This is a genomic window from Paraglaciecola sp. IT1134 (assembly GCF_058068185.1).
Genome location: NZ_CM176486.1, coordinates 1,554,727 through 1,575,498, shown reverse-complemented (window position 1 = coordinate 1,575,498; position 20,772 = coordinate 1,554,727). Strand labels below are relative to the sequence as shown.

General features: G+C 45.1%; 15 protein-coding genes and 1 pseudogene. 10 read left to right on the top strand and 6 right to left on the bottom strand.

The genetic code is table 11. The features are described from left to right. Window positions 1-16: 16 nt before the first annotated feature. Window positions 17-2,173 (bottom strand): alpha-ketoacid dehydrogenase subunit alpha/beta, encoded by a 2,157-nt coding sequence (locus AC3RV5_RS06810; RefSeq protein WP_489731200.1) that lies wholly within the window; start codon window positions 2,171-2,173, stop codon window positions 17-19. Between the two features lie 504 nt (window positions 2,174-2,677). Here AC3RV5_RS06810 and AC3RV5_RS06805 point away from each other — a divergent pair. From AC3RV5_RS06805 to AC3RV5_RS06795, 3 genes and pseudogenes are all read left to right on the top strand, one after another. Beyond that, a pseudogene (locus tag AC3RV5_RS06805) lies at window positions 2,678-3,684 on the top strand (ISAs1 family transposase). Window positions 3,685-3,721: 37 nt separating this feature from the next. Then, window positions 3,722-3,850: a hypothetical protein gene (locus AC3RV5_RS06800; protein WP_489731199.1), complete on the top strand. Its 129-nt coding sequence runs from the start codon at window positions 3,722-3,724 to the stop codon at window positions 3,848-3,850. Window positions 3,851-3,982: 132 nt separating this feature from the next. Further along, window positions 3,983-4,522, top strand: coding sequence for a hypothetical protein (locus AC3RV5_RS06795; protein ID WP_489731198.1), 540 nt, complete (start codon window positions 3,983-3,985; stop codon window positions 4,520-4,522). Between the two features lie 149 nt (window positions 4,523-4,671). Here the strand turns inward: AC3RV5_RS06795 and AC3RV5_RS06790 are convergent, their stop codons facing one another. Then, window positions 4,672-5,421, bottom strand: coding sequence for a GntR family transcriptional regulator (locus AC3RV5_RS06790; RefSeq protein WP_489731197.1), 750 nt, complete (start codon window positions 5,419-5,421; stop codon window positions 4,672-4,674). 355 nt (window positions 5,422-5,776) lie between these two features. On the opposite strand from AC3RV5_RS06790, the gene AC3RV5_RS06785 reads away from it, so the two are divergent. The 6 genes from AC3RV5_RS06785 to AC3RV5_RS06760 all read left to right on the top strand — a co-directional run bounded on the left by AC3RV5_RS06785 (window position 5,777) and on the right by AC3RV5_RS06760 (window position 14,195). Then, window positions 5,777-7,852: a glycoside hydrolase family 31 protein gene (locus AC3RV5_RS06785; RefSeq protein WP_489731196.1), complete on the top strand. Its 2,076-nt coding sequence runs from the start codon at window positions 5,777-5,779 to the stop codon at window positions 7,850-7,852. Between the two features lie 27 nt (window positions 7,853-7,879). Next, on the top strand, window positions 7,880-8,431 hold the full coding sequence (locus AC3RV5_RS06780; protein WP_489731195.1) for a TRAP transporter small permease: 552 nt from the start codon (window positions 7,880-7,882) through the stop codon (window positions 8,429-8,431). Window position 8,432: 1 nt separating this feature from the next. Then, window positions 8,433-9,719: a TRAP transporter large permease gene (locus tag AC3RV5_RS06775; protein ID WP_489731194.1), complete on the top strand. Its 1,287-nt coding sequence runs from the start codon at window positions 8,433-8,435 to the stop codon at window positions 9,717-9,719. A 1-nt stretch (window position 9,720) separates the two neighbouring features. Beyond that, window positions 9,721-10,761 (top strand): TRAP transporter substrate-binding protein, encoded by a 1,041-nt coding sequence (locus AC3RV5_RS06770; RefSeq protein WP_489731193.1) that lies wholly within the window; start codon window positions 9,721-9,723, stop codon window positions 10,759-10,761. A gap of 384 nt (window positions 10,762-11,145) precedes the next feature. After that, entirely contained in the window at window positions 11,146-13,548 is a 2,403-nt protein-coding gene (locus AC3RV5_RS06765; RefSeq protein WP_489731192.1) for a TonB-dependent receptor, read from the top strand. Between the two features lie 305 nt (window positions 13,549-13,853). Further along, window positions 13,854-14,195, top strand: coding sequence for a hypothetical protein (locus AC3RV5_RS06760; RefSeq protein ID WP_489731191.1), 342 nt, complete (start codon window positions 13,854-13,856; stop codon window positions 14,193-14,195). Window positions 14,196-14,273: 78 nt separating this feature from the next. On the opposite strand, the gene AC3RV5_RS06755 is transcribed toward AC3RV5_RS06760, so the two are convergent. Next, a complete protein-coding gene (locus AC3RV5_RS06755; protein ID WP_489731190.1) occupies window positions 14,274-14,900 on the bottom strand; it encodes a cation diffusion facilitator family transporter in 627 nt (208 codons plus the stop codon). A 70-nt stretch (window positions 14,901-14,970) separates the two neighbouring features. On the opposite strand from AC3RV5_RS06755, the gene AC3RV5_RS06750 reads away from it, so the two are divergent. Continuing rightward, the gene (locus AC3RV5_RS06750) at window positions 14,971-15,360 is read left to right on the top strand and encodes a MerR family transcriptional regulator (protein ID WP_489731189.1); all 390 of its coding nucleotides are present in this window, start codon (window positions 14,971-14,973) and stop codon (window positions 15,358-15,360) included. Window positions 15,361-15,447: 87 nt separating this feature from the next. Here the strand turns inward: AC3RV5_RS06750 and AC3RV5_RS06745 are convergent, their stop codons facing one another. The 3 genes from AC3RV5_RS06745 to AC3RV5_RS06735 are packed head-to-tail and all read right to left on the bottom strand — an operon-like array spanning window position 15,448 to window position 20,647. Continuing rightward, the gene (locus tag AC3RV5_RS06745) at window positions 15,448-18,522 is read right to left on the bottom strand and encodes an efflux RND transporter permease subunit (protein WP_489731188.1); all 3,075 of its coding nucleotides are present in this window, start codon (window positions 18,520-18,522) and stop codon (window positions 15,448-15,450) included. Beyond that, window positions 18,519-19,574, bottom strand: a complete 1,056-nt coding sequence (locus tag AC3RV5_RS06740) for an efflux RND transporter periplasmic adaptor subunit (protein WP_489731187.1) — start codon at window positions 19,572-19,574, stop codon at window positions 18,519-18,521. Before AC3RV5_RS06740 ends, AC3RV5_RS06745 begins: the two co-directional genes overlap by 4 nt. Then, entirely contained in the window at window positions 19,574-20,647 is a 1,074-nt protein-coding gene (locus AC3RV5_RS06735) for an efflux RND transporter periplasmic adaptor subunit (protein WP_489731186.1), read from the bottom strand. Before AC3RV5_RS06735 ends, AC3RV5_RS06740 begins: the two co-directional genes overlap by 1 nt. Between the last annotated feature and the right edge of the window lie 125 nt (window positions 20,648-20,772).

The following is a 20,772-nucleotide window of genomic DNA, read 5'->3' as shown; positions in this document are numbered from 1 at the left end:
TATTACTCGCTTTTAGTTAAAATTCTACAATGTCAATAATGGTTGATATTATTCGTTCAACAGTAGGTACTGCTGCATTTAATAAATGAATATTATGTGGGTTGGGTATATCCGGCATGGTTAAGCGTTCAATAGGGGCGTCTAAGTCAAAAAAGCCTTCTTTGGCAATGACGGCTGCGATTTCCGCACCAAAACCAGCGGTCATATTATCTTCATGAACGATTAAACAACGACCGGTTTTTTTCACACTGGCTAATACAGTGGCTTTATCCCATGGCGCTATGGTGCGTAAATCAATGAGTTCAATACTGTCTGGCGTATGCTCTTTTTTAAGTTCTTCAACAGCCATTTCACAGCGCTCAACCATTGCTCCCCATGTTACAAGCGTTAGCTTGTCACCGGCACACAATGTATTGGCTTTACCAAATGGAATAACAAAGTCATCACCCGGGTATGGACGTCGCGCCCAACGATTATCAAGTAATGATCTATGCTCAAAGAATATTGTAGGATTATTATCACGAAGTGCGTAACGCAATAAACCGGCAGCATCTTCAGCATTTGAAGGCATAACAACTTGCCAACCGGTTTTATGTGCCCATTCAACTTCATCACTCATTGAATGCCATGGATCTCCACGACCAGCAAAACCACCAGGAATACGAATAACCATAGGAGCGGCAAACTGGTTATTCGTTCGCCAGCGCATTATGCCCGTATCACTAATTTGCTCAGCAGCTGGCTCAGCATACTTTCTAAATTGAATTTCAGGAACAGGCATCAGACCAGATAGTGCCATACCCACAGCACGACCAATTATGCCTTCTTCAGATAAACTCGTATCAAATACGCGATGATCACCAAATTTTTCGTTTAAGCCTAAAGTTGCCCCATGAACACCACCTTTAGGACCAACATCTTCACCAAAAACAAGTACTTTGGGGTTGGTTTCAAGCTCATGCTCCAATACTTTTCGAATCGCTGTTTGCATGTTGAGGCGTTGGCCTTCAGGTTTTGCAATTTCACTCGTTGTTGGAAATGGGTAGTTATCACCATGCAAACCACCTCGCAACTGAACCTCAGGTTGGCCTTTATCATCCACTTCAGCATAAACATAACGTTTTACGTTGTTAGCATCTGGCTCTGGGCGTTGTTTAGCTCTTTCAACACTTGCGCGTATGTCGCTATAGGCTTTTTCTTCTAATGACTGCCATTCGCTGTTGCTGATAATATTTTCTTGTGCTAAATACGTTTTCAGTTTCGGTAAAGGATCGTTAGCTTGCTCTTGTGCAACCATACCTTCAGGTTTGTACATTTGAGTGTCTTGAAAAGTGTGCCCACATAAACGTGGCACTTTTAAACGTAATAAACAAGTTCCTTTACCGCTACGTACATAATCAACCGCTTCTTGCACTAATTGAGGCGTAAGTATGGGATCAGTGCCATCACCATCAATAATTTTAAGGTTTTTATAAGCGGCTAAGTTAGCTACTTGATCTCCCCCAGGTGTTTGCACGGTTTGTGGTACTGAAATGCCGTAGCCATTATCTTCAATGTAGAATAAATGCGGTAAGTTATTTGTAGTCGAAATATTTAATGACGCCCAAAAACCACTTGTTGACATCGACGAGTCCCCCCCCATCGATAACCCTAACGCACCACGATAAGATTCATCTTCAAGTTCATCTCGATGATAAACAATAGATTGAGCCCAGCCAGCAATAGGTGAATACTGTGCACCAACACCTCCACACATAGGAAATAACATTGCGCCAGTACGTTCAACATTAGGGTAGTTACAGACCACACCAATATCACGCCCATCACTATATCCACCTGATTTTGCCATAGGAGAAGCAACAGCGTCATCAATATCTAAACCCAGCGACAATACAAATGGACGAGAACGATAATAGCCAGTAGCACCATCATGAGGATGTGTTAATTGAGTGCCCAGTAAAATTTGGGCAAAATCGTGGCCTCGCGCCGAAAACTGGTTAAACACTAATTTCTCAGGAACTAATTCTTTTTCTTCAATATCATCCATAGCGCGAGATAATAATAATAAATAACTTATTTTATGCCAATCAAGCGGAGGCTGCTCACGTATGTCTTGAGCATGCATTGTACTTTTATCGCTAAGTTGAGCGTTTCGTTTTGCAGCTATATTCATTCATATGTCCTCGGAAGTTTTCGGACGCCACCCAGCTTTAACCAATACATTGTCTAATTAAGTTCAAAGTGAAGGAGGCATTATAAATCGCCAATAAATTTGACAATACATCAAATTAGATGCACCTACAACAAACAGTGGTCACATGAAGCAATCTGAAGTCATTTACACCATTTGAATCAAATTTCCGTCCATCCACAAGACTTTCCGATCAGCAAGTTTAACAAGGCGTAGCATAGGGTCTGTTGATCTTTCGAGTATGTTTTTAATCGGTATAAAGGTAAACTTTTCGATCAAAATTGGCTGAGATACCTCTTTTACGTTGAATCTGCCATTTGCCTCTATTACCACAAGCCGCATTTATAACTTTTCATTTAGAAATTGAGACTCATTGTGTCAAGGCGAGATCGTGAACGTTTTTTAGACAATTAGAATTTTTCGTTAAGATAATTCTTTGATTTTATGGGTAGCTGTGATCTTGTACTCCCTTTTGTGGAGGCCTTTATGTATCTCGAAGCGTTTACGACTCATTTCAGTGCCATTATCGACCAACGTCAATCCGCTAAAGTCACCTACCCCTTGTGTGATGTATTGTTCGTCACACTTTGTGGCGTGATAGCAGGCGCAGAAGGTTGGTCTGAGATTTATGATTACGCTGAAGGTCACCACGACTGGTTCAAGCAACAGGGTTTTCTTATCGATGACGTGCCGGTCGATGACACCATTGCCCGTATTATCTCTAAAATTGAACCTGAGCAGTTCCGGCAATGCTTTATGAATTGGATGCAGGCGGTGCATCAGGTGACTGAAGGCTCAGGTGACTGAAGGCGAAGTGGTCGCCATCGACGGAAAAACCTTACGTAGCTCATACCAACGAGGTGATAGGCAGTCCACTATTCACATGGTAAATGCCTTTGCGTGTGCCAACAAAGTGGTGATGGCACAACTTAAAACTGAACAAAAATCGAATGAAATTACCGCCATCCCAGCACTCGTTAAGCTACTGGAGGTAAAAGGTGCGCTGGTATCCATTGATGCGATGGGCAGCCAAACAAAGATAGCACAGCAAATAGTAGAAAAAGAAGCTGATTACCTGTTAGCCGTAAAAGGTAATCAAAGCCAGCGAATTGGCAACTCACTTCCCCCAATGGCCTAATCTGCGCAGCATTGGCTTGAGCATAGGGTTTCGTCAAGTCAAAGATAAAGCGCCACAACTAGGTTATCGTTATTACATTAGCTGTGCCGAGCTTAGCGAAAAAGCGTTAGCCAAAGCTGTACGCGCCCATTGGTCCATCGAAAATAGTTTGCACTGGGTATTAAATGTCAGCTTGAGAGAAGACCAATGCTAAATTCATCACCAGAACAGTGCTGAGAATTGGACAATGTTAAGGCAACTCTCTCTAAATATGCTCAGAGCAGAGCCTTCAAAAGGCAGCATAACGGCAAAACGCAAACGAGCATGGATGAAACCAAAATCAGTGATCCCGATGGGCCAGAATATGCGAAAGTAACGAAGGGGATAAATACTTTTACGCCAATCCACTTAGGATGAACTTTAGCCAGCGAGAATATTCAGATCATGCTGATTGTACCGAGTCACCAGATGGAGAAGCATACATTGAGTGTTTCTGTTGTCCGCCAAACTTAGTACGTACCATTGCCCAAGTATCTGCATAGGCTTACAGCTTGACGGATGCTGGTGTCGCGGTAAATCTATTTGGTAGCAACGAGCTAAGCACCACATTGCTCGATGGTACATCGCTAAGTTTAAGCCTGTAGACTGACTTCCCGTGGGATGGCAAAGTCTCAATGAAAGTGCAAGCGTGTAAAGCGTCGGCATTTGACATACAGATTCGTATACCTAGCTGGGAAAAAGGTGCCACCTTGAGTGTAAACGGCGTAGCCGTTATGGCAGCCGAAGCAGGTCAATACGCTAAAATTGAACGTCAGTGGCAAGCAGGCGACGAAATTGTATTAAACATGCCGATGGATATTCAATTCGTTGAAGGTCACCCACGCATCGAAGAAGTGCGTAACCAAGTCGCGATTAAACGTGGTCCTTTGGTTTATTGTATCGAGACGCCCGATATCCCTGAGAAAAGCGGCATTCTAGATGTGTATATTGGCTCAGACTCTGCATTAAAAGCCAATTATCGCGATGATTTCTTAGGCGATATGACCACTATTTCAGCGGACTTGTTAGTCCGTAAAGACAGCACTAATGAAATGTATAATAAGGTAGTAAAACCTCAGTGGGATGCTATTCGTACTGAATTTGTACCCTACTATGCGTGGAGTAACCGAGGTACGGCAGAAATGACAATATGCTTACCTATCATCTGGAAGTAACCTTAAAATTAGCCCTAGGCTGGTGTCAGCACAGCAGTTTGTGCGGCCCTGCTTTGGCATTCTAGCCCTAATGAACAACGCATTTCACGTGATCGCATCTAGCGAGATATACGCACATTCCACTTAATTAGACAATCGCACATACCTGCTTAATTCAATTCCACCAAGTAGTGATATTTATCACTGCGACAACGACTAACGCGAAACTCCATGGCCTTATCATTCAACGAGCGAGCTATGCGGGTCACTTCCAATATGGGTTGACCAATGCTGATATCCAATAACTCGGCATCCTGCTTGGTAGCCAAGTCAGCTTTGATACTGTCATTAATTTTATGCACTGTCAGGTTAAAATTAGTTTGGTAAAAATGATATAAGGTGTGAGGCACTTCAGGTTCGTCGAGTAAGGTTTTAAATAGGTTATAGGGCAAATAAATGGTCTCAGCGATACAAAACTCATTGTTCAAAATCCGCCTACGCGACAAAACGATGACCTTATCTTTAACTTTTATCTCCAGGGCTTTGGCCACTTGTTTGTTGGCCACGTGAGTTTGCATAGAGATTAATTCTGCTTTGGGTAATTCAGGGCTTTTACCATCTGCAATCAAAGGATAAAAACGGTAAAGACCATGGTGTCCGGTATGTTCAGAAACAAAGGTACCTATACCCTGACGACGGGTGAGGATCTTGGCGCTGGTTAAGCTGTTCAGGGCCTTGCGCACTGTTCCTTGACTCACGCCAAGCTCACTGGCCAATTGAAACTCATTAGGTAACATATCACCGGCGCGCCAACGTTGCTCAACAATTAGCTGGGTCACGTGCTCTTCTACCTGTTTGTAAAGAGGCTGGAATGCTAATCCGGGGCGACTGAGTTTATTGTCGAAGCGATTCTCGTTCATATGCGGCAAATTTATTAAAACAAAATAGAAGAGTAATATTAACTGTATATCTTATACAAGATAATATCGATTGCTTTACGCTAAACTTTGTTTTGGATCGAACTTGTGTGTCTGTATAGAGAACACATTTACTGTAATTTAATGCCTCTTTTAAACATTTTTTCAATGACTTAACATAGTTTCCTCGGTTGGCTACAAGCCAGCCCTGCAACTAATACTCAACAAAGATTGACAACAAATTAACACTACTATAACTTATATCTTATATAAGATAAGAGAAATTAAACGCGAATGCACCTATGCCTGCATTCGCGTTTAGCCTCAAAGTGTCATTATCACCAGTGAGAAAAATTTGATGTCTGCATTTGATATAAGCGCCCCAAACTGGAACCAAATAAAACAAGCCGAAGTCATTGGCTCGGCCAGCGTATTAAGTGACGGTAGTGCACTTTTACCTACATCACAGGGTGATTTACACATCACGTTTCATGCCTTTGGGGTGCGTTTGCGTATTGGCGCAAGTCAGCAACCAGACTATGGTTTATTGGTCTGTACCCCGGATATTATTGGCGCAGACATAATCTTAAATGAGCAACAAACCACGCTCATCGCCGGCGACAACAAGTTAGTTGTCAACCACTGCCCTTTCACTTTTGAGCTGCTCCAAGACAACAAAATCGTACAACAGACCGCCAACGATGGGCACTTTGTGCGCCGTTACCGCTTACCACCTTTGGCAAAAGTCGATGAAGGCTGGTTGTTAAGTTTAGAACTGGCCACCGAAGAAGCGGTGTATGGTCTTGGGGAAAAATGGGGGGGGTTAAACAAACGCGGTCAGTTAGTACGCTCTTACAACCACGATGCGTTAGGGGTAAACGCCGAGATTTCCTATAAAAACACCCCCTTTTGTTGGAGTCCCAGCGGCTGGGGGGTATTTGTGCACACCCCTGCTGCGGTTACCCATGCAGTGGGTTATGCCACCTGGTCACAGCGTGCTTATGCTGTATTGGTTGAAGATGAAACCTTAGATATCTTCTTAATGCACGGTGCAGACGGCCAAGCCATGATCAACACCTATACCGATTTAACCGGTAAAGCGCCGACGCCCCCTGTGTGGAGCCTGGGTGTGATTTTATCCAAGGCCTACTACAAAGACGTGCCTGAGTTATTGGCCACGGCGAAAGCCGTACGGGATCATAAGATGCCCTGTGATGTTATCACCCTAGATGGTCGTGCCTGGCAAGACACAGATACCCGATTCGCCTTTGAATGGGATCCCAAACGTTTTGACGATCCCGCTGCGGTGATTAACAAACTCAAAGCCGACAATTTCAAGGTCTGTATTTGGGAATACCCGTTAGTCTCAGTGCAGCACCCCCTGTTTACTGAAATGGCCAAAAAAGGTTGGTTATTAAAAGATAAACGCACAGGTGAAACCTATCAATATCAATGGGATATGAGCGCCTTCGCCGAAGTACTCACGCCACTGCCAGAATCTGGCATCGTGGATTTCACCCACCCTGATGCGTATCAGTTTTGGTTAGAATCCCACAAGCCACTATTCGATTTAGGCGTTGATATGATCAAAGCCGATTTCGGTGAGCAAATAGAAGATAACAATATGTTGGCTTACAACGGCGACTCTGGCGACCGCCTGCACAATGTTTACAGTTTTTTATATAACAAGTGTGTATATGAAGCCGCACAAAAGTATTCCAAAAATGGTCCCTTTTTGTTTAGTCGGTCAGCCTGGACTGGCTCACAGCGTTTCCCGAGTCAATGGGGTGGTGATCCGCAAGCCGATTGGGGCGGACTCGGGGCGAGCATACGTGGTGCCTTATCTTGGGGCATGTCTGGTGCACCATTTTTCGCCACCGATGTGGGCGGTTTTTACAAGGATACCCGAGACCAAGAGCTCTTTATCCGCTGGTCGCAAGCTGCGGTGTTCAGTGCCCACATGCGTTTGCATGGCATAGGTCAGCGAGAACCATGGAGTTACGGGGTAGAAGCAGAAGAAGCGGTGAATCAAGCACTGGTGCTGCGCTACCGTTTATTGCCTTATATCTATCTCGCCATGCAACAAGCTACCCGCACTGGTGTACCACTAATGCGCGCCATGCCTCTGGCCTTTCCAAAGGATCGCCTGGCTGCGGGGTTTGAACTGCAATTTATGTTCGGCGATGACATGTTGGTGATCCCCTGTTTAAAACCAGGTGGCGAAGTGGAGTTTTACTTGCCAGAAGGTCAGTGGCAACGCTTCCCAAGCGAACAAACCTATCAAGGTGGTAAAAGCTATAACCTAACTCTTGCTTTACTGGAAATGGCGGTGTTTGTGCCTAAAGGTAAGCGCATTCCACAGGGGCCAGATGTTGAACACACAAATGCATTGACGGACCAACAACCCCAAATTAGCCACTATTGGCCTCAATAACGCGACCACTGAGCTGGAGAATATCTAATGCAAAATGCTGTCAGCCGAGGGCTATTGGCGTTAAATCGTCCACTAGGGCAGCTCAATTATGCCCTGAGTTCGTTGGGTAAAAATATCGCTGGCATGTTACTGAGCGCCATGTTGCTGATGATTTTAGCCCAGGTTTTTTATCGTTATGTTCTCAATGATTCACTGGCCTGGACCGAAGAGCTCGCCAAGTACCTTATGGTCTGGGTGGCTTGTCTCGTCGCCCCTTGGGCCTATCGCGAGAACCTGAATGTCTCCATCGAGATGTTCGCCGATGCCCTGCCTGATGGGTTACGCCGCACCACAGAAATCATTATTACCCTGTTGGTGATAGTGATCAGTGCCATGTTTTTTAAGCAAAGCGTCGCATTTTGGCAAGGGGGGATGGAAATTTATGCCTCTTCCATGCCCGTCAAACTCGCCTATTTTTACGCTTGCGCACCCTTAATGTTTGCGGCGTTGTTTTTGGTCGGTATAGAAAACCTGATTAAACAGCTTTGTCTCAAAGACTATCTAACCCCACAAACCATCCCCCCCATGGAAGTAGAATAATATGTCAATCAGTTATTTTTGGGTTTTCATTCTCTTGTTAACCGCCGGTACACCTGTGGTATTTGCCTTGTTGATTGGCCCTGGCGTCAGCTTACTGCTAGATGGAAACCAGGTGTTTTTTTCTGCGCTGTTAACCCGCTTATATTCAGGCATGAATTCCTTTCCACTTATGGCCGTGCCCTTTTTCATTTTAGCGGGGGAGTTGATGAATCAAGGCGGCATCACTCAAGCGATTGTGCGTTTTAGCCAAACGTTAATTGGCCATTACCGTGGTGGTTTAGCTCAGGTGAATATCTTGTCATCGGTACTTTTTGCCGGGTTGTCTGGGTCAGCGGTAGCAGATACCTCTGCTCTAGGCAAAATGCTTATTCCCGCCATGGAAGAAAATGGCTACAGCCGCCGCTTTGCTGCTGCAGTAACCGCTGCCTCTTCGGTTATTGGGCCGATTATTCCGCCCTCGGGCATAATGATCCTTTATGCCTTTATCATGAACGTTTCTGTGGCCGGCATGTTTTTAGCTGGCATCACACCCGGTTTATTGATTTGTGCCGGTTTAATGATAGTCACCAGCCGTATCGCCAAGAAACGCAATTACCCGGTCGCCAATCAAAAAGCCACTTGGCATGAGCGTGGCAGTGCCCTGAAAAGTTCTTTTTTGCCGCTGCTGACCCCGGTTATTTTACTTGGCGGCATTGTACTTGGGGTCTTTACGCCGACTGAAGCTGCTGCCGTCGCCGCAGGTTATGCCCTTATCATTACCCTGTTTGTCACCAATACCCTAAAATTTCACAAGTTACCGCATATTTTAGTTAATGCAGCGGTGCAATCTGGGACCATTTTATTACTAGTCGGTTCTGCGGTGACCTTTGCCTGGATCATTACCGTCTCGGGTATGGCCGATATGCTGGCCAGCGAGATCGTCGGCATTACCGATAACGTGCTGTTGTTGCTGCTGATCATTAACTTGTTTTTGTTTGCCATTGGCATGTTTTTAGATGCAGGCCCAGCAATACTCATTTTGGGGCCGGTGTTGGCACCTATTTTCATCACATTAGGCATCGATCCTCTACATTTTGCAGTGATCATGTGTGTTAATTTGACCGTTGGGCTGGCTACCCCACCCATGGGTTTGGTGCTCTTTGTGGCCGCGTCTGTGTCTGGTGAGAAAGCCGAAAATATCGCTTATGAGATGCTGCCCTTTTTGGCGGTAGAAGTGTTGGTCATCTTCATTATCACCTATTTTCCAGCGGTCACTATGACCTTACCTCGTCTGTTTGGGTTTGCATGATATGAATACAAAACGCGTTGTTTTACTTACAATTTATGCTGTAGTTGCCCTGGCCTGTGTCAGCGGTATTGTTAACTCAAATTCCGATCGGGCCGAATTTACCATTAAAGCAGCCATACAGGCGTCAACCCAGGATGAAGACTACGTGGGTTTATTAGCATTCAAGCAGTACGTTGAAAAGACCAGTGACGGCCGAGTACAGGTGCAATTGTATCCATCGGGACAATTTTGTGGGGGGGTGCCAGAGTGTATTGGCAACTTGCAAAAAGGGGTATTGGAGATGTTCCCTACCACGGCGGGGGGTACGGGTAACTTTTTCGCGCCTGCGCAGGTTCTTGATTTACCCTATGTATTTGATAACGACAAACAAGCCCAATGTGTGCTTGATGGGCCTATTTTAAGTAAAATGCGAGAAACAGTGTTAGGCCAAAACTTGCATATTCGCCTGATGGGTGTCACCAATACTGGGGGTTGGCGCAATTTCGCCACCACCAGTAAAGCGATACATCATCCCGATGACTTAGCCGGCCAAAAGATCCGCACCACACCGGCCAAAATTCAACAAGAACTCGTTCGCCAATTGGGTGCTAACCCTACGCCGGTATCATGGGCTGAGTTGTATACAGCCTTGGCGACAGGCGTGGTCGAGGGTAGTAAAAACGGCATTCAAGATATTATCGGGGCCAAATTAGAAGAACACTTGAAATACATTGTTCTCGACGGGCACTCTTACATGGCGGCCTTGTGGTGGTTCTCAGAGCCTGTATGGCAATCGCTGCCCGGCGACATTCAGCAAATCATCGAGCAAGGCTTTGTGCTTCAGCAAAAAGCCGCCCATGATTTAGTGTCGAACCAAGAAGCCAATTCATATAAGCTGTTTGAAAAAGCCGGGGGCACCGTTTATCGCCCTACCATCGACGAAAAACAGGCATTTAAAGATGCAGCTGGCAATATGCGCCAATGGTTTGAAGATAACTATGGCAGCGATTGGCTGAACCTCTTAGAAAATTCAGTGGCGCAATGCACCAGTAAAACACCCTAATGATGTTACTAACATGTATCAGTTATATTTATTGCGGTGCTAAGCCGCTCTAACCTTATCCCCATTTACTGCTTCACATGCCTTACTTGCCCGAACATTCAAGGATGAGACGCCTGGGCTGATACATTAATCCAAAAATAAAATCTTTTAACAAAAAGATTGCAATTGCTTAACTTTATGGTTAAGTTTTAGTTATCTTTTGTCTTATATAAGACAACTAATGTTTGACACAAGATACTCTATACGTGTTCACCCTGTCCATTTCCCTACATGGGTGAAACCGAATATTAAATGAAGAATGGTAAGCCAACGTAGTAGACTTAGATCGCATTTTGTCGCTCATGAAATCGGACTTACCTCAAAATAGAAATCGTGAGGAACACCATGTTACTAAAAGCTAGCACACTACACACAGCTATCACGCGCGCACTTGCAATAGGTACGTGTATGACAATCGGCTTCGCGGCCCACGCACAAGATGCGGCGCCAGCAGAAGACAAAGGCTTCGAACAAATAACTGTTACCGCACAAAAAAGAGTTGAGCGCCTGTCTGAAGTACCGGTTGCTGTTTCCGTGATTAGCGGTGGTCAAATTGATTCGGCCTTTTCAAGCAGTTTTGAAAGCCTGCAAAGTCTGGTCCCATCAGTGAGCTTCAAAAAAGGCACCACCAGTCGAAATTCTGCGATAACTATCAGAGGGATCGGTACAATTTCCTTTAGTGTGGCCGCTGAGCCTAGCGTGTCAACTGTGGTTGATGGTGTGGTACTGGGTCGATCAGGCCAGGCCTTTACTGATCTATACGATTTAGAACGTATCGAGGTATTGCGTGGCCCACAAGGCACATTATTCGGTAAAAATGCCTCAGCGGGCGTAGTAAATATTACCACAAAACGCCCTTCTGGAGATACTGAGGGAATGCTTGAAGCAACAATGTTTCAAGACAATGAGTATCGCTTAAAAGCAAAAATTCAAGGTGAAATTGGTGATAATGCTGCAGGCAGCTTAATTGTCACTAAGTCGGCTTTTGATGGAAATATCTATAACGTTTATAACAACGAGCAAGTGAATGGTTACGACAAGCAAGGCTTTAGAGCGATGCTTGACGTGGACGTTAGCGAAGACAGCAGTATGTTGTTCATCTTCGAAAGTGCAGAGTCAAACGATGATTGTTGTGCCGATATTGAAGGCCTACCGAGTGGACGTAATCCAGATTCAGCCGCGGCTCCAAACAGTAATGGTATCGTTGACGGCGTGGCCGATTTAGACTTAAATCAACGAAAAATTGACCATGATTTCGAATCACGCACAATTGATAAGACCACCGCATTTTCCGTGCAATTTGATACTGAATTGGGTGAGCATTCATTAACGTCAATCACCGCTTACAGAGAATGGGATAATACTGAGTTTCGCGAAGGTGATTTTACGTCTATAGCCGGGGATTCAAATGAAGAAGTTTTTGGGGTGCCTTTTCAACTCCACGATGTTGGCCCGCAAACCTGGCGTCAATTTTCTCAGGAGTTGAGAATTGCCTCACCGATAGGTGAAAAGTTAGATTGGCAAGCCGGTGCTTTTTTCTGGAAAATGGACTCGGATCGTAACTTTACCCGTGACGCCAGTTGTCAAAATAACGGAGGACAATTCGCTGACGCCATTTCTAATTATTTAAACACTGAATTGGGTATCAACAATCCCGACGATCAGCAAGTCACTGATTTTATTGCCAGTGAAGGCTTAAGTTGTAATGCCAATGACATTGTTAGTGCGACGGCATTCATGAAAACAGAATTTGTGAACTGGGCATTGTTTGGCGATGGCAAATATCACTTCACAGAAGACTTCAGACTCCTCTTTGGTATGCGTTATACTGATGACCAAGTGGATTTTATCCATACACGTGTTAGCAACGATCCTTACGGACGTCGCGGTGTTGGGGTAAGACCAGCAACAGAAAACACTAACTTTTCAGGCGGAACCAGTAAAACCAATACATCGGTTAAACTCGGTGCTCAGTATGATCTTGGCGATGCTGGCATGGTCTACACCACGTATGCGCAGGGTTATAAAGGACCAGGTTTTAATGTCTTTTATAACATGGCGCCAAATGACACCTTGCCTATTGCTGAGGAAACGTCTGATGCCTATGAATTGGGCTATAAGTTTGCGTCTAATAACTTTATGTTCAATGCTGCTATTTTCAAAACAGAAATTGAAGGTTTTCAAGCCAATAACTTTGATAACTCAACAGGGGTAACTATCACGCGCTTAACTAATGCCGGTAATGTTTCTACCCAGGGAATAGAGTTTGATCTTGTCTGGCAAGCCACAGATGATCTGACATTGACAGCCGGATTAGCCAAAATCGATGCGGAAATTGATGAGTTTTTCTGTCCAAGTGATAAAGATGAAAATGAGTGCACAGGCCGTTCTGGATTGGATGTTCCCTTTTCACCAGATCTAAAATATTCACTCGGTGCTGATTACGTAATGATGCTTGATGACATGGATATTATCTGGAACGCTAATTATGTTTATACCGATGAGCAACAAGCCACTTTACCCGACAACATAGGTAATTTTAGTCCTGCGGTGTTATTACCGGACTACGCATTACTTAATGCGAGTATCGCGTTCGCCTTCAATGATGATGCATATCGTATTTCGCTAATTGCTAAGAACTTGACGGATGAAAAGTATTTCACCAGCTATAGCGGTGATGGCTTTCGTTATCAAGTCCCCCGTGATGCGGATCGTTACTTCGGTGTGCAACTGCGGGCAAAGTTCTAACCAAAATCGCAATTTTATGTGTGTGTGGGGCGCTTAATTAAGCGCCCTTTTTTTATGTCCAACAAGCAAGTACAACGGACATTGTTGAACAAATATGCAACAATCGATTAATTCCATTTGCGACTAGGGCAACTTTAACTATAATCGGCCTTTAATCATCACATGTTCGAGTAAATAAGCATTTTGAATTCAATTATTTAGCTTAAAATCGTGTGCTTTACTCCTTTGCGTTCCGAATGAGTAGTACATATACTGACGTCGCACCGCAACGTTGTTACTTTTTATAGATGATCTATTAATTAATTATGAAATTTCACATTCAGAAAAATTTGGATTCGCTTTTGGTTAAAGAGCGTGTGCCAACCGAATACAAGAAGTTAGCTATGAGTTGTGAGTCACAGCTCGAAGATACTTCGACCTTAATCACTTTTCCCCACGACAGAAAAAACGTGGTGAAAAGTAGTTTAGTGCAAAAAGCCCTAAATAAGCTTGGTGAGTTAACTGATCCAAGTCTGGTGGTGATAGGTGGGTGTTTTACAGCCGAATCTATTGCGCTGCTAAACAAGCTTGATGCGATTATTTTATCGCTTTCAGAAGGGCACAGGTCCGACGCCTACAAAGGTAATGCACAGACCAATTACGATTAATGCCTTAGGGTGTATGTCTAAACATCCAAAAAAGCGACTGTTTTCGAGTCGCTTTTTTGTTTCAACATGGCCGAACAACTAGCCGCAGCACGACGACTTAGGTTTATCCTCGCCTTTGAGCATCACTTTGGACTCTTTGACGATTTTCAGTGATGACTGCACGATCACCAGAGCAATAATCGTTGCTATCACTAAATCCGGGATCGCTGAGTCGAGCCAAATCACCAGCCCAGCAGATACAATCACGCCGACGTTAGCAATCATGTCATTACGCGAACAAATCCAACTGGCCCGCATATTAATGTCACCCGCACGGTAGCGTGACAGCAAAATAAAGCAGAACAAATTCACCGCCAATGCTAAAAGCGAGATCCACAACATCACCTGAGTTTGAGGCTCGCTGCCAAGAAATAAGCGCTGCACCACATCAAGCATAATGAACCCGGCCAACAGCAACTGTAAACTACCGTTAAACAATGCCGCTTTAGCTTTATACTGGATAGCTTTTCCCACGGCATATAAGCCAACCATGTACACCATGGCATCCGCAAACATATCGAGTGAGTCGGCCATTAGCCCACTGGATTGTGCCAGCCAACCGGCGATAAATTCCACAAAAAACATGCCACCGTTAAGCACCAGTACTGTCCACAATAAGGTACGTTGTTCTTTATCTTGGGCATTGACGCCGCAGCATTCACTCATGGGGTTCTCGTTACTTTAATATTCATTAGGCGTAGAATAAAGCTTCCAGTTACAGGAAGGTCAACCACTCATGCAAATAAAACAATTGGCGATTGTTACCGGGGTAAACCCTAAAACGATCCGCTATTACGAAGACATTGGTTTGTTACCCGAGGCAAAGCGTGGCGATAATGGCTACCGCCATTACCAAACAAAAGATGTAGCATCGTTAAATTTCATTCGTCGCTGTAAAGAACTGCGTATGCCACTGGCTGACATTAAAAGGCTCGTCGCCGTGCAAAGCGATGGAAACGCCCCTTGCGCACAAGTAGACGCATTAATTTCCCAACAACTCGAACAAATCCATATCGCCCAGTATGAGTTGCAACAACTCGAGCAGAATCTGCAAGCCCTGGCGAATTGCTGTGAGAATAAGCAGATTAAAGATTGCGAAATTCTGCAACATTTACGGTCTGATTAACCCTTCGTTTGCAAACTAAAAAAGGCCCGGCATATGTAGGGCCAAAAGTGCCCAAGAAGACTGCTAAATGTTGCCCGATTAAGTCTTTCAGTTCGGCTCAGGTTTGACCTTGTAGAAAATTGCAAATAACACAGGCACCACTATCAGGGTCAATACCGTTGCAAAACTCAATCCTGCCATGATTGTAATCGCCATTGAACCAAAGAATGCATCAAACATTAATGGGATCATGCCTAAAACGGTGGTCATGGCCGCCATACTCACTGGGCGAACGCGACTGATAGCACTATCAAACACCGCGTCATAAGCTTGTTTTCCTGAACGCAACTCGATATTGATTTGATCCATCAACACTATGCCGTTTTTAAGGATCATGCCGCTTAAACTGAGTAAACCAAGTAACGCGGTAAAGCTAAATGGCATACCCGTGGCTAATAACCCCACCGACACACCGATGATAGCTAAAGGTACAGTAAGCCAGATCACCAAAGGCTGACGCACAGAATTGAATAAAAAGACCGTGATAATAAACATCACTAATGCGCCAAGCGGTAAAGATTTAAACATGGCTCCTTGCGCCTTGTTGGTAGACTCATATTCCCCGCCCCACGAAATCTGATAGCCATCGGGTATGGGTAAAATCTCCACTTTTGGTCTTAGGCGGGCAAATAAGGCGGCGGCGGTTTCATCCCCAAGTACATCATGATCGGCCATTACCGTCAGGGTGCGCTTCCGGTCTCGGCGCAAAATCAGTGGTTCGTTCCAATCCATTTCAACTCCGTCGATCACTTGTTCAACAGGAATATAAGTTTGTAACGATGGGCTCCATATATTCAGATTGGCTAGGGATTCGAAATCTACTCGCTCCTGCTCGGGTAAACGCGCAATAACTGGCAACATGTGAGTGCCATCCCGGATTATACCAATGGTTTTGCCGCCAAACGCCATTTGCAGGGTCTCCGACAAATCTTGTTTTGAAATACCCAGACGGCGCGCCTTTGATTCATTGAACTGTGGCACGAGTTCTTTGGTGCGTTCTCGCCAATTGTGGCGAATATTACGAGCCCCCGGATCAGCCTGAAAAATATCTTCAACTTGCCGTGCAATATCACGCAAGATTTGCGGATCGGAGCCGGTGAGCCGCGCTTCAATTTTGGATGCCGGTGTTGGGCCAAATTCCATTACGCGGATACGAAACATCGGCTGGCTGAATTGCTTGTTCAAATTAGCTTCAAGGCCATCAAGCAAGGCAAACATGTGTTCTCTGCTATCGGCACGCACTGTCATCTGGGCAAACGCGGCGTAACTTTGCTCAGGCTGATAGGTCAGCATAAAACGTTGCATCCCCTGTCCCACCGACGAGGCCACAAACTCAACATGATCGATTTCCCCCAAGTAGGCCTCAACTTGTGCACTTTGTTTGACGGTTTGTTGGATATCCGTGCCTTGAGGCATCCACATATCCACATGGAACATAGGTGTATTGGAGGCAGGAAAAAATGACTGCTTGACGTTGCCAAAGCCTATCATCGCGACCACTAGCAGCGCCACCATGCTGGCTACCGTAACCCAACGAAAACGCAGAGCGAATCTGAGCATTGAGCCAAACACCACAAACAAGGCTCCTTTATAAGCATCGGTCTCTTCGTTATTGGCATTATCAGCACCGGTGCCATCTTTGTTTTCTTTAAGCAATATATTGGCTAAAAATGGCGTCAGCGTGAGGGCTGTTATCCAACTCAAGAACAAGGAATAACACAGCACCCAAAACAGCGATCCCATGAATTCACCGGAAGCGTCTTCTGATAAACCTATAGGCGCAAAAGCGGTGATCGCAATAACCGTAGCACCGAGCAACGGCCACTGGGTTTGCTTGACAATATCCACCGACGCTTGCAACTTGGTGCGTCCTTTTTTAAGCCCCACCAAGATCCCTTCTACTACCACTATGGCATTATCAACCAACATACCTAGCGCAATAATCAGTGCACCAAGGGAAATTCGGTGTAACTCGATGCCGCTGTAACTCATGAGCATAAAGGTGCCAAACACGGTCAATAGTAAAACTGTACCGATAATGATCCCGCTACGCAGCCCCATGGCAAACAGCAGTACGATGATCACTATGGCCACGGCCTCAGCCAAGCTGATCACAAAATCCTGTATTGATTTGTCAACCTCAGCGGACTGATTGTAAAAATAATTCAACTGCACACCTGCAGGTTTGATGCTCTGCAGAATTTCAAACTCTTTTTCAATATGCGCGCCGATCTCCACTACATTCACCCCCGGGGCGAAGGAAATCGCTAAGCTAATCGCTTGACTGCCATTGAATGTCACCACATTACCGGGGCGCTCGGCTATACCTCGTGTGACCTTAGCCACATCTTTGAGGCGTATCAGGTTGCCTGTATCACGGCCATGAATAATCAAGTTTTCCAGTTCATCAACCGAGCTCATAGTACCACTAGGGCGGATGATCAAAGATTGACCATTAACCATCACCTGACCGGATTTTTGCACGCTATTTTGCTGATTAAGCAAACCAGTAATGGTACTCATATCCAGATTCAGTGACGTGAGTCGTTGTAAGGATACCTCAATAAATAACTGCTCTTGTTGGTCACCGGCAATAGACACTTTACCCACCCCTTGCACCAGCTCGAGCTCACGCCTGAGTTGATCAGCGTATCGTTTGAGTTCTACTGGACCAAAACCGTCCCCGGTGATCATGAGCATAATGCCGAACACATCACCAAAATCATCCAGGATCTGCAATGAACTCACACCTGAGGGCAAGGTAGGACGAATATCATTGATTTTACGGCGCATCTCATCCCAAATTTGCGGCAAAATTTCAGGCCCGTAAATCGACTTCATACTGATTTTTAGTTGGGACATACCGTTGGAAGAAATAGAAGTAATGTTGTCAATGTAGGGCAACTGACGTATTTCTTTTTCCAATGGATACGTCAGCTCCTCTTCCACTTCTTGTGGCGTCGCCCCCGGATAAGTAGAAATAATCAACGCATCTTTGAGTGTGAAAGCCGGATCTTCAAGGCGACCTAAACCATTAAATGCAGAAATACCACCTAAGGTTAGAATAACCAGAAACAACCAACTAATGACTTTGTGTTTAATAGAGTACTCAGCGATATTCACAGTGTCGCACCTGCTAGGGTCATGTTTTGGCGTAATTTACGTAGATTTGAATTGGCCAGTACATCACCTTCGCGTATTCCACTGAGAACAATGACGCCATTGGAATTAACCTCGCCGACTTCCACTGGCACTGCAAGGATTTTGCCGTCTTGTATCTTCCATACCTTAAACTGACCATGAACCCGGGTGCTATCGATAGCAGTCATAGGTAACTGGTAACCCTGGGGTAAGGTCATTTCTGACTTGACCATATCAATACTCACCTGCACATTGGTACCCGGCAGAATACGAGGCGACACTTGGGTCATTTTCATCCAAAATTGATAGGTCTGAGTTTGAGGCGTTAGCTCACTGGTATGTTCTAAATACCTAAGAGAAAAGTCACCTTGGTGACCGCTAAAGTGTGCTATTGGTCGATAACTTTCATGGGTTAACAATGGCTTTAAGCGTGTCAGCACCGAATCAGATACGGAAATTTCAACGTACACATCCTGGCTTTGATAAAGACTCAGTACGGTTTCACCGGCGCCCGTGCGCTCGAAATCTTGTTTCACCACTTGGGATACAACACCATCGACCGGTGACATTAAACGCGTATAACCCAAGCGGACTTGGGCTAAATTGGCATTTGCCACGGCGAGGCTGTAGTTTGCTTGTAACTCATCTAACTCAGATGTGGAAATCATTTCTCTGGCGCGCAGCTCTTTACCTCTTTCTAATTGGCGAGAAACTAAATCGAGTTTTGCCTGGGCGTCATTCAAGGTTTGTTTAAGTCGGGCATCATCAAGGATCGCCAGCACCTGTCCTTTTTTGACGTCATCGCCCTCTTGCACTATCACGTCCATTATCTCGCCTTCTAAGCGAAACGCCAATGGCGTTAATTCTGGCGGTACAACTTGGCCATTAAAGGTACGAAACTTCGTTTCAATGGGGGCCGCCACGTGAATGGTATCCACCACCAAAGGCGGTCTTTTCCTATGTTCAATATTGGGTGTGCAAGCCCCAGCGCCAAACAAGGCCAAACCAATAAACATATATTTAGTCATGTTCATTAAATTCCCCCCTCTTCAACCCAGGCTTTGACGCGCTGTCCTTCACTCAGTCCTTGAATGCCCGTTTCAACCACCAAATCTCCCTGCTTTAAGCCGCCAGTGATATTACCTTGGTCGTCTAAAAACACGGCGACCTTTGTCACCCACTGTTCTGACTCGTCGAATCTCCATAGGTACCCCTGCTCAGCTGTTCGACTGATCCATGCAGTATCTGGCAGGCTAAATAACGCCGCTTGGTCATCGTTAGATAAATGAACTTGGCCAGTCATGTCTGAAAGTAGAGTTAAATCAGCGGGGCGACGGATCGTCACCCGTGCGGTATAACTATTGGTGTCTTGATTCGGCTGGGTAGATATTTCTTTAAAGCGGGCATCGATCTTAAAGCCACGTTTGGCGTCCATGGTCACCCACACGTTTGATCGACTGATTTTATCGACGCTGTATTTCGCCACATAACTCACAGGCACTGTAAAAATCACATCCATCACCGAATTATTGAGGACTTTCAAGATGGCCTGGTTTGCTGCAACCACTTGATGAGATTCTGCATTGGTCAATGACACAATGCCATCAAATGGCGCTACGATTTCTGTATAGGTTAAGTCAGTTTTCGCCTGTGCTAACTTTGCCTGGGCAACTTTAAAATTGGTTTCACTCTGCTCGAATTGATCTGTGCTAATCAAGGTATCTTTTATTAGCTTTGTTGCCCTTTGATATTGGGTCTTTACCAAATCGTACTCAGCTTGGCGTGCATCTAAGGCAAGTTGATAATCCGTGGGATCAAGGTAGGCCAGTACCTCGCCCTTTTTAACCTGTTTACCCATGCGCGGCATGTTAGATGCAATTTCGCCCGCCACATTAAATGACAGCACAGCCCGCTCAGTGGCATCTAACTTGGCGATAAAACTGTCAGCATGTTGATTGTTCAGATCCGGTACTTTTGCCAGTTTAACCGGCTTGATAATGGTATTCACTTCCTGGGAGTTCACGTTATCACACCCAGAAAGACCCCCACCTATTAGCAGTATGGCCCCTATCAAGCCGACGATGTGATGTAAGTTTTTACTTCGCATTACTCTAATCTCTATTTTATTAACCGGTTGCACAGCTATTTACTGTACGGACGTGCAGTATATTGATACTTGGTTCAAGATCAACTATTATTTACCACCTGGACAATATAAAGATGAAAACCTTG